Annotated in this window: 6 protein-coding genes and 1 pseudogene; 2 read left to right on the top strand and 5 right to left on the bottom strand. The window is 68.3% G+C overall.

What is annotated here, in order from left to right; genetic code table 11:
* Positions 1–191 precede the first annotated feature (191 nt).
* The 3 genes and pseudogenes from AB0M65_RS06690 to AB0M65_RS06700 form a co-directional block, all read right to left on the bottom strand.
* Positions 192–437, bottom strand: a pseudogene (locus AB0M65_RS06690) (BTAD domain-containing putative transcriptional regulator); the annotation flags it as partial.
* Entirely contained in the window at positions 323–703 is a 381-nt protein-coding gene (locus tag AB0M65_RS06695; RefSeq protein ID WP_364022496.1) for a winged helix-turn-helix domain-containing protein, read from the bottom strand. The gene AB0M65_RS06695 and the pseudogene AB0M65_RS06690, both read right to left, overlap by 115 nt.
* A gap of 168 nt (positions 704–871) precedes the next feature.
* Positions 872–2,374: a glycosyl hydrolase family 18 protein gene (locus AB0M65_RS06700; RefSeq protein ID WP_364022499.1), complete on the bottom strand. Its 1,503-nt coding sequence runs from the start codon at positions 2,372–2,374 to the stop codon at positions 872–874.
* A 162-nt stretch (positions 2,375–2,536) separates the two neighbouring features.
* On the opposite strand from AB0M65_RS06700, the gene AB0M65_RS06705 reads away from it, so the two are divergent.
* Positions 2,537–4,933 (top strand): Tex family protein, encoded by a 2,397-nt coding sequence (locus tag AB0M65_RS06705; RefSeq protein WP_364022502.1) that lies wholly within the window; start codon positions 2,537–2,539, stop codon positions 4,931–4,933.
* Positions 4,934–5,002: 69 nt separating this feature from the next.
* Here AB0M65_RS06705 and AB0M65_RS06710 read toward each other — a convergent pair whose 3' ends face one another.
* Complete coding sequence (locus AB0M65_RS06710) at positions 5,003–6,733, bottom strand: acyl-CoA dehydrogenase (RefSeq protein WP_364022505.1); 1,731 nt, start codon at positions 6,731–6,733, stop codon at positions 5,003–5,005.
* A 24-nt stretch (positions 6,734–6,757) separates the two neighbouring features.
* Positions 6,758–8,083, bottom strand: coding sequence for a serine hydrolase domain-containing protein (locus AB0M65_RS06715; protein ID WP_364022508.1), 1,326 nt, complete (start codon positions 8,081–8,083; stop codon positions 6,758–6,760).
* Positions 8,084–8,389: 306 nt separating this feature from the next.
* Between AB0M65_RS06715 and AB0M65_RS06720 the strand changes: the two genes are divergently transcribed.
* Positions 8,390–10,216, top strand: coding sequence for a DEAD/DEAH box helicase (locus AB0M65_RS06720; RefSeq protein WP_364022511.1), 1,827 nt, complete (start codon positions 8,390–8,392; stop codon positions 10,214–10,216).
* Positions 10,217–10,532: the final 316 nt, after the last annotated feature.

Below are 10,532 nucleotides of genomic sequence, written 5' to 3' on the forward strand. Positions count from 1 at the left end.
TCGGCGAACCCGCCTTCCGCGACGACGATCAGCAGGACCGCGACGGCGCGGACGAGCGCGAGTTCGATGACCGTGTCACGTACCGGCGCGCACTCCCGGTCCGACGGCAGGTCGAGTTCGGGATCGGAACCCAGGATCAGCGAATACAGCCGCCGCAGCCGCGGCCCCGGATCGGTGCCGAGTGAATCGGCCAGTTCCCGGCGCGTCTTTTCGTAATGCTCCAGCGCGTCCGCCTGCCTGCCACTGCGGTAAAGCGCGAGAATCAGTTGCGCGGCGAGGCGTTCGTCGAACGGGTTCTGCTCGGCGAGCGGAGGCAGCACACTCAGCAGGCCGGCGTGCCTGCCCAGCCGCAGTTCGATGTCGTTGCTGTCGAGGCGCGCCGCGTGGCGTTCGGATTCGGCGACTTCGCGAATAGCGGCCAGCCATGGCGAATCGAGACCGGAAAACGCCTCCCCGCGCCAAAGTCCGAGCCCTCCGGCAGCGTCGCACGCATTCTCGACAGATAACTGCGCAAGGTTCCCGCCGCGCGGTACGGCGGCCGGTCACCCCAGACCCGGTACGCCAATTGGCCGAGCGAAACCGGCCTGTTGGCCTCGGCCAGCAGAACGGCCAGCACAGAGCGCTGTCTCGCATGACCCAATTCCAGTGGAACACCACCGGAATTCGCCTCGAGCACCCCGAGAACTCCGAATTCCACGGTCATCCGCGAATACCCCCACCAGCGGATTCAACGAATTCACATCGTTTCTCCACCTCGTGGGAAGCAGTGTAGGTCACGTGACAACGCGCCCCTGCCGACAGCGCGGTCACTCCGGGGGAAATGGAAGGGGCGGGTGCTCCTCGTCCGCGCGACGCCGGCACCCGCCCCGGTCTAGGACGGGAGGCCTGCCAAGCCCGCGCTCACCGTGTTCGACCACGAGTAGTTCTGCGAGGCGTCCCAGTTGATCGACCAGGTCATCGCGCCCCGGATCGTCGGATAGGTCGCCGCCGGTTTGAACGAGCCGCAGCCCGTGCCCTTCGCCAGGCAGTTCAGCGCGTTCACGGTGTTGCCGGGTGCCTGGTAGCCGCCACCCGCCGCGGAGCCGGAGGCCGGCAGGCCGAGCCCGACCTGATCGGGCCGCAAACCGCTCTGCAGCTGGATGCAGGCCAGCCCGGTGAGGAAGTCGACCGTGCCCTGCGAGTACACCTTCTGATCGCAGCCGAGCATCGCGCCGCTGTTGTAGTACTGCATGTTGACGATCGTCAGGATGTCCTTGACGTTCAGCGCCAGCTTAAAGTACTCCGTGCCGGTGCTCTGCATGTCGATCGTCTGCGGCGCCATGGTGATGACGGTGCCGCCACCGGCGTGGATGGCCCGCAGCGCCTGCGCCATGTACGTCGAGTTGACGCCGTTCTCCAGGTCGATGTCGACGCCGTCGAAGCCGTAGGACGAGATGAGCGTCTTCATGCTGTTGGAGAAGTTGGTCGCCGCGGCCGAGGAGTCGACGCGGATCGTGCCCTTCTCGCCGCCGACCGACAGGATGACCTTCTGGCCGCGTGCCTGCGCAGTCTTGATGTCGGCCTTGAACTGCGCGTCGGTGTAGCCACCGAGCTGGCTCGACAAACCAGGATCGAGGGTGAAGGTGACCGCGCCCGGCGTGGTCGTCGCGTCCGCGAAGGACACCGCGATGACGTTGTACTTCGTCGGGACGTCGGCGAGCTTGAGTGCCTTCGCGCCGTTGTAGAAGTTCTGCCAGTACCCGGTGATCACGTGCTTGGGCAGGTTGCCGGCCGGCGGGTTGGTCGTCGTGGTCGTCGGCGGGAGGCTGGTCGTCGGGTTGCTCGTCGTCGTGGTGGTCGGCGTGGTCGGTGTCGTCGGTGTCGTGGTCGGCGAGCCGCCGGGGCCGTCGAGGTTGACGTCGTCCGCGAAGTAGGCGGGCTGGCCGTACCAACCATGCAGGTAGATGTCGACGCTGGTGGTGGACGCGCCGGTGGTGAAGCTCAGCGAGAGCTGGCTCCAGCTGCCGGTGCCCGGGGTCCAGGTGTTCTTGTCACCCGTCCCGGTGCCCGTGACGCCGAGGTAGGTGTAGCTGCCCTGCACCCAGGCCGAAAGCGTGTACGCGGTGTTGGCCTTCACCGGCACGCTCTGCGAGCAGCGGGCGTTGTCCTGCCCGGCCGGGGTCGCGCTGAGCGCGCGGGTGCCCGAGTGGACCGGCGTGGTGACCACCGAGGACGTACCGGAGCAGGTCCAGCCGCTCGTGGTCCCGAGTTCGAAGCCCGGGTTGGTCAGGATGTTGGCGGCCGAGGCGCTGCCCGAGACCGCGAAAGTCACCCCCAGGCAGACGGCCAGTGACGACAGCAGGGCGAGGAACGCGTGTTTCGGCTTGACTTTCACAGGTGGCCTCCACGAACGGGTGATGTCGGCCACATCAAAGTGGACTAGACCAATACAACTGTCAAGGGTTCGGTTAGGGGAGGCCATACGAAAGTCGGCTCGGTGCGAGCGGCAGAATGCAGGGTCCGAGAGCACCCGAGGGCGGATTTCAGGAGCGTGGGAGTGAGCGTGCAGGGCCTGCAGACAGTCGAGCAGAAGATCGCCGAAGAACTCGGTGTGCGCGAGGGGCAGGTCAAGGCGGCCGTCGACCTGCTGGACGGCGGATCCACCGTGCCGTTCATCGCCCGGTACCGCAAAGAGGTCACCGGGATGCTGGACGACGCCCAGCTGCGCACCCTTGAGGAACGCCTCCGCTACCTGCGGGAACTCAACGAGCGCCGGGTCGCGGTGCTGGAGTCGATCCGTGGTCAGGGCAAGCTGGACGAGGCGCTCGAAGCGTCGATCATGGCGGCGGACACCAAGTCCCGCCTCGAAGACATCTACCTGCCGTACAAGCCCAAGCGGCGGACGAAGGCGATGATCGCCCGCGAGGCCGGTCTCGAACCGCTCGCCGACGGGCTCATGAACGACCCGGACACCGACCCGCACGCCGCCGCCGCGGTGTTCGTCGACGCCGACAAGGGTGTCGCGGACGCGCAGGCCGCACTCGACGGCGCCCGCGCGATCCTCGTCGAACGCTTCGCCGAGGACGCCGACCTGATCGGCGAACTCCGCGAGAAGATGTGGTCGCAGGGCCGTCTGGCCGCCAAGGTCCGGGACGGCAAGGCCGAGGAGGGTGCGAAGTTTTCGGACTACTTCGACTTCTCCGAGCCGTACACGAAGCTCCCCTCGCACCGGATCCTCGCGATGCTTCGCGGCGAGAAGGAAGAGATCCTCGACCTCACGATGGAGTCCGAGGAGCCCTCAGAGGAACCGCGCACCGGGCCGACCGAGTACGAGACCCGTATCGCGCACAAGTTCGGCGTCAAGAACGAGGGCCGTCCGGCCGACAAGTGGCTCGGCGACACCGTCCGCTGGGCATGGCGCACGAAAATCCTGCTACACCTGGGCATCGACCTGCGGATGCGGCTGCGCCAGTCGGCCGAGGACGACGCCGTCCGCGTCTTCGCCTCGAACCTGCGCGACCTGCTGCTCGCCGCCCCCGCGGGCACCCGCGCCACGATGGGCCTCGACCCGGGTTTCCGCACCGGGGTCAAGGTCGCCGTCGTGGACGCGACCGGCAAGGTCGTCGGCACCCACGTGATCTACCCGCACCAGCCTGCCAACAAATGGGACGCCTCGATCGCAGAACTGGCCGCGCTGTGCGCCCGCCACAAGGTGGATTTGATCGCGATCGGCAACGGCACCGCGTCACGCGAGACCGACAAACTCGCCGGTGAGCTGATCAAGAAGCATCCGGAACTGAAGCTGACCAAGGCCGTCGTCTCCGAGGCCGGCGCGTCGGTGTACTCGGCGTCGGCGTTCGCGTCGCAGGAACTGCCGGGTATGGACGTGTCACTGCGTGGCGCGGTCTCCATCGCGCGGCGGCTGCAGGACCCGCTGGCGGAACTGGTGAAGATCGACCCGAAGTCGATCGGCGTCGGGCAGTACCAGCACGACCTGTCCGAGATCTCGCTGTCGCGTTCGCTCGACGCGGTGGTCGAAGACTGTGTGAACGCCGTCGGCGTGGACGTCAACACCGCGTCGGCGCCACTGCTCACCCGCGTCTCCGGCATCACGACCGGGCTGGCGGAGAACATCGTGGCGCACCGCGACGAGAACGGTCCGTTCAAGACGCGGAGCGGGCTGAAGGAGGTCGCGCGGCTCGGCCCCAAGGCCTTCGAGCAGTGCGCGGGCTTCCTCCGGATCCCGGACGGCGACGACCCGCTCGACTCGTCCTCGGTGCACCCGGAGGCCTATCCGGTGGTGCGGCGGATCCTGTCCTCGACCGGGACCGACATCCGCGCGCTGATCGGCAACTCGCGGACACTGCAGGCGCTGAAGCCGTCGGAATTCGTCGACGACACCTTCGGGCTGCCGACGGTCACCGACATCCTCGCCGAACTCGACAAGCCGGGCCGCGACCCGCGTCCGGCGTTCAAGACCGCGACCTTCGCCGAGGGTGTCGAGAAGATCGGCGACCTCAAGCCGGGCATGCGGCTGGAAGGTGTCGTGACGAACGTGGCCGCGTTCGGCGCGTTCATCGATGTCGGCGTGCACCAGGACGGGCTCGCGCACGTCTCGGCGCTGTCGAAGAACTTCGTCAAGGACCCGCGTGAGGTCGTGAAGCCGGGCGACATCGTCAAGGTGAAGGTCCTCGAAGTCGACGTGCCGCGCAAGCGGATCTCGCTGACGCTGCGCCTGGACGACGAACCCGGCGCGGGTGGCCAGCAGGACCGGCGCGGTGGCGGCGGCGGTCGTGACCGCGGTCAGGGCGGCGGTCAAGGTGGCGGCCAGGGCGGCGGGCAGCGCCAGGGCGGTGGCGGACAGCGTCAGGGCGGTGGCGGCCGGGGCGGGAACTCCGGCGGCGGGAGCGGCTCGCTGGCGGACGCGCTTCGCAAGGCGGGTTACGGCAAGTAGTGGGCCAGTTGTAGGGCTCGTGAGTGATTTGGGTTGTTAGAACGACCCAAATCACTCACGAGCCTCAGCTCACGGGTTCATCGCGTAGGCGCCGGAAAGATCCCGCACCAGCGACCACACGTGGTCGAAGCGGGCCGCGTCGACGACGGGCTTCCGGATCGAGGCCAGCGCGAGTGCCTGCTGCGCCTCGGTCGAGGACGACTTCCCGTGCAGGTCGATCGCGGCGACGCTGAAGTCCTGCACGAGGACGCCGAAGATCTGGTCGACGACCTCAATCTCGATGCCGGTGATCTCGGCCTGCTCCAGCACCAGCTGCCCGTAGACGACCAGTGTGAACAGTTCGGTCAGCGCGAGCCCGAAGTCGAGGTCCTGCTGCTGCGCCTCGTCCGGGGCGGCGTCGGTGAACAGCTTCACCAGCGCTTCGGCCTGCTCAGTGAACCGGGCGACGTTCGGGATCGCGGACGCCTTGGCGTAGGCCTCGCGCCAGTCGTGGAACCGCACCTTCGACAGCCCGCGAGCCGGGCCCTGGCGGAACAGGAACTCGTCGTCGGCGGCGTCGGAGCGCGTCGGCACCGGCTCGTAGGCCTTCGGCGCGAAGAGGTACGCGGGGACGAACTTCGCGATCAGCGCGAGGTTCACCGCCACCGTACCTTCGAGCTTCGGCAGGCCGTCGATGTCGTTCTTCGACATCGCGAGGTAGGTGTCGGCCTCGAAACCCTTGGCCGCCACCACATCCGCGACCAGGCCGATGACCTTCTGTGCCTCTGTGGTCACCTTCATCTTGGTGATCGGGTTGAACAGCAGGTACCGGCGGTCTTCCGGACCGGCCGAGCGGAAGTAGTCCACGGCGCGGTCGGAGAACAACTTCATCGCGACGAGCCGCGTGTACGCCTCGACGAATTCACGGCGCACATGCGGGAAATCAGTGACCTTCTTGCCGTAGAGCACCCGGTTGTGCGCGTGCGTGATCGCCTCGTACAGCGAATGCGTCGACATCCCGATGCCGCCGAAGCACAGGTTGAACTTGCCGATGTTGACCGTGTTCAGCGCGGCGGAGAACGCCTCGGCACCCACGTGCAGAATGTCCTCTTCGGACACCGGATAGTCGTCGAGGCGGAATTCGGCGACGTACATCTGTGACGGCACAACGTTCTTCACGACGTGGTAGTTCGGATGCTCCGAGTCCGCGTAGAAGAACACGTACTGATCCGGGCCCTCGACGCCGTCGATACGGCCGAACACCGAAACCGTCCGGGCGACGTTTCCGTTGCCGATGTAGTACTTCGACCCGTTCGCGCGGTAACCGCCTTCGCCGTCCGGGGTCAGCACGAGGTCGGACGAGTAGATGTCGGCGCCGTGCTCCTTTTCGGACAGTCCGAACGCGGCGACGCCGCCGTTCGCGAGCGAGTCCGCCGCGCGTTCGCGGGCGGCCTCGTTCGCGCTCTGCCACACCGGGCCAAGGCCGAGGATGGTGACCTGCCACGGGTACCAGTAGTTCAAGCCGTAGAAACCGAGGATTTCCGACAGTGCCGCGACGCGCGCGGTGTCCCAGCGCTTGTCGGGGTTCCCGTCGGCGTCGGCGGCGGGAGTGAGGAACGTCGAGAACAGGCCTTCCTTGCCCGCGAACTCGATGAAGTCCGCGTAGAAGGTCCGCTCGTGATAGTCCTCGACGAGCTTGCGTTTGCCACGCTGTTCGAACCATTCGATGGTGGCACGCAGCAGGCGACGCGTCTCCGGGTCGAACTGCCGTGGGTCGTACCCACCCGGGTTCAGCAACAACGCGGTCGCCTTTTCGCTCATCGTCACTCCTGGTCGCCGAAGTTACTACCCGGTAACCGTAGCGCGCCGCCTCGCCGTCCGGCCACCGAACTCGACCGATGTCACCTCCCCGTGCTCGTTCCGCAGGAAGCGAGCGGTGGGCGCGCGGGTGTCGGCGGCCGGGGCGATCGCGTCGTCGGCCACGAAGACGGCCTCGAACGGCGGTGGCGACGGGAAGTCTTCGACGTCGGCGACCAGCTGGGCCCAGAGAGCACCGTCGCGGTCGGTGACCTCGAAGGCGAGCTGCCCTGTCTCGTACCGTCCGCTGTATTCGCCGAGGGACGGCGTCGGCCGCGGCGGCAGGCTCGCGACCGGGGGAACGCCGACCAGCTGTTCCAGGCACCAGTCGACGACCTTCCGGCCCAGCTCCGCGCCTGCCGCGCTGTTGGTCAGCACGGTGACCGCGAAGTTCTCCTCAGGCAGGGTGACGAACTCCGAAAGCTGCAGGTTGCTGACGTTGCCACCGTGCCGGACGAGCCTGGCGGGGCCGTGGGTGGTGTGCAGCCAGCTCAGGCCGACCTCCTCGAAACGCAACGCGGCCTTGCGCTGCGGCGACCGCATGAGGTCACGAGCCGCGGCACTGAGCGGCGGCTCGCCCGCAGACTCCCCCGTCAGGAAGAACCGCGCCCATTTCAGCTGGTCGGCCGCGGTGGACCACAGGCCGCCGCTCGCGCTGTCCGCGCGGGTCAGGCCGACGGTGTGGGCGACGGCCTGATCCACATGACCGACGGCGTGACGGCGGGTGAGCACGTCCCACGGCAGGTAATACGACTCGGTCATGCTGAGTGGTTCGAGCAGCCGGGCGCGGACGACGTCTTCGAAAGGCTCGCCCGACACGACTTCGACGACCCGGCCCACCAGCTGGAAACCGGCGTTGCAGTAGGAGAAGACCTCGCCGGGCGGGAAGATTTGCGGCAGGTCGCCGAACTGCTCGACAGCCCGCGCCAGCGCGTCGTCGCCCCAGCCTGTGTCGAGGTCGACGTCGCCGAGGAACCCGGCCGAATGCGTGAGCAGATGACGCAACGTCACCGTCTTCCGTGCCACGGGATCGGCGAGCTTGAGTCCGGGCAGGTACTCGACGACCGGCTTGTCCAGGTCCAGCACGCCGTCTTCGACCAGCGCCAGCACGGCGGCCGCGGCGAACGTCTTGCTGGTGGAGCCGATCATGAACAACGTCCCGGCGTCGACGGCGAGTCCGGTGTCCACACTGGACACCCCGGTGGTGAGCACCGACTCCCGCCCGTCGTGCAGGACACCCACCACGGCGCCGGGCACCCCCGCCTCACGCGCCCACTCGTCGAGCACGCCTTGCAAATCCTGAACGTCCGGCACTTGTGTCCCCTTTCGTACTGGTCCGGCCAGCGTTCCACCATGACGAGCCGGGGAACCGGTGGAGATGGACGAACATCGGCGGCCGGTTTCGTCGGTTCCGGCAAGCCGTGCGCGGGGTGCGGGCGATATCACGTAGCCCGCGAGATCATGGAGGACGTATACTGATCGTGCGGTCCGCTCAGTTCTGCCTCGGGCCGCGTTTCGTTGTCGAATGACCACGCGCCGCGGCCCTCGAGGTCTGCGCCGGGCAGGACAACCGTTCCTATTCTTACGGAGATACCAGGGCGCACACGCGCCCATACGCTTATGAGTACACCTACTTTCACCGAACTCGGCCTGCCCAAGACCCTCGTGGACTCGCTCGCCGAACAGGGCGTCACCAGCCCGTTCCCGATCCAGGCCGCCACGCTGCCGCATTCGCTGGCCGGCCGGGACGTCCTCGGCCGCGGCCGCACCGGCTCCGGCAAGACCTACGGTTTCGTGCTGCCCGTGCTGGCCCGGCTCGCCGCCGGCCCGACGCGCCGCCGTCCCGGCCGTCCGCGTGCGCTGGTACTGGCGCCGACCCGTGAACTCGCCACCCAGATCGAGGCGTCGTTCCTGCCGCTGGCCAAACCGCTCGGGCTCAAGGTCACCACCATTTTCGGCGGCGTCAGCCCCAACCCGCAGATCACCCGGCTGCGTGACGGCGTCGACATCGTCGTCGCCTGCCCCGGCCGGCTCGCCGACCACATGCGTTCGGGTGAGGTGAAGCTCGACAACATCGAAATCACCGTGCTGGACGAGGCCGACCATATGGCCGACCTCGGCTTCCTGCCGGACGTCCGGCGCATCATGGGCGAGACACCGGAGCGCGGCCAGCGACTGCTGTTCTCCGCGACCCTCGACGCGGGTGTCGACGTGCTGGTCAAGCGCTTCATGCACGACCCGGTCACGCACAGCGTCGACTCGGCCCAATCGCCGGTGTCGACCATGGAGCACCACGTGCTGCATCTGGAGGAGACCCACCGCCTGCCGGTGCTGATCGATCTGACCGCGGCGCCGGGCCGCACCCTGGTGTTCACCCGGACGAAGCACCGCGCCAAGCAGCTCACCCGCAAGCTGATGGCCTCCGGGGTCCCGGCGGTCGAACTGCACGGCAACCTCGGCCAGACCGCGCGGACCCGCAACCTGGAGGCGTTCTCCTCCGGCGCGGCGAAGACGCTGGTCGCGACCGACATCGCCGCCCGCGGCATCCACGTCGACGACGTCACGCTCGTCATCCACGCCGACCCGCCGGTCGAGCACAAGGCGTACCTGCACCGGTCCGGCCGGACCGCGCGCGCCGGGGCGTCCGGCACCGTCGTCACGCTGATGACCGACGCCCAGGTCTCCGACGTCCGCGACCTGACCCGCAAGGCCGGGATCAAGCCGACCACCACGCAGCTCGGCCCCGGCCACCCGCTGCTGGCGAAGCTGGCCCCGGGCGAGCGCTCGTTCACCGCGTCACCGCGGCGGCCGATCGTGGACACCCGGCCGAAGAAGGTCTCCGCCAGCGGCGAGGCCATCCTCGGCAAGGGTGAAGAGGACGACCGTCCGGCGAACCGGGGCCGTGGCACCCGAGCCGGTCGCGGCCGTGGCCCCTCCGTCGGTGGCCGCGGTGCTTCCGGCGGCGGCCGAGGCTCCCCCGGTGGCAGCCGTGGCTCTTCCGGTGCCGGTGCTTCCGCTGGCGGCCGTGGCTCTTCCGGCGGCCGCAGTGCTGCCGCTGGCGGCCGCGGCTCTTCCGGTGCCGGTGCTTCCGGCGGCCGCAGTGCTTTCGGCGGCAGTGCTTCCGGTGGCAGTCGCGGTGCTGCCGGTAGCGGCGCGCGTCGCGGCTCTGGTGGTACTGGTGGCTTGTCAGAGGGCCGTTCGCGTCAGCCCCGGGCCGAAGGTGACCGCCGTGGCGGCGCACCCGCCGGTCAGGGCCGTCGTTCGGCCGATGCCGCCGGTGGACCTCGCGGTGGCGCCGAGTCGCAGCCGCGTCGCAGCTCCGGTGCCGGTGCTGGTGCCGCGAAGTCGCAGTCCTCGCGGAACCAGTCCGGTGGGGCTCCGGCCCGCCGCGGCGGTGCCGCCGCCTTCTCGTCGGGAACCCGCGCGGGATCCCGCCGCTCCCGCTGATCCGTCTTCAAGCACGCGAGTTACGTCCCCAGGCACGCGAGTTACGTCTTCAAGCACGTGAGTTACGTCTTCAAGCACGCGAGTTCCGTCTTCAAGCACGCGAGTTCCGTCTTCAAGCACGCAAGATCCGGCGGACCACACGACACGCCGAGCTCACCTCGGCGTGTAGTCCGGCGGAACTCACGTGCCTGGGGACGTAACTCGCGTGCCTAAAGGCAGGACTCACGTGCCTGGGGACGTAACTCGCGTGCCTAAAGGCAGGACTCACGTGCCTGGGGACGTAACTCGCGTGCCTAAAGGCAGGACTCACGTGCCT

The sequence above is a fragment of the Amycolatopsis sp. NPDC051071 genome (assembly GCF_040682875.1).
GTDB lineage: Bacteria > Actinomycetota > Actinomycetes > Mycobacteriales > Pseudonocardiaceae > Amycolatopsis.

Coding starts and splice junctions, on each gene's coding strand:
- AB0M65_RS06710 (WP_364022505.1), bottom strand. CDS start 6,733: ATGAGCGAAAAGGCGACCGCGTTGTTGCTGAACCCGGGTGGGTACGAC.
- AB0M65_RS06720 (WP_364022511.1), top strand. CDS start 8,390: ATGAGTACACCTACTTTCACCGAACTCGGCCTGCCCAAGACCCTCGTG.
- AB0M65_RS06695 (WP_364022496.1), bottom strand. CDS start 703: ATGACCGTGGAATTCGGAGTTCTCGGGGTGCTCGAGGCGAATTCCGGT.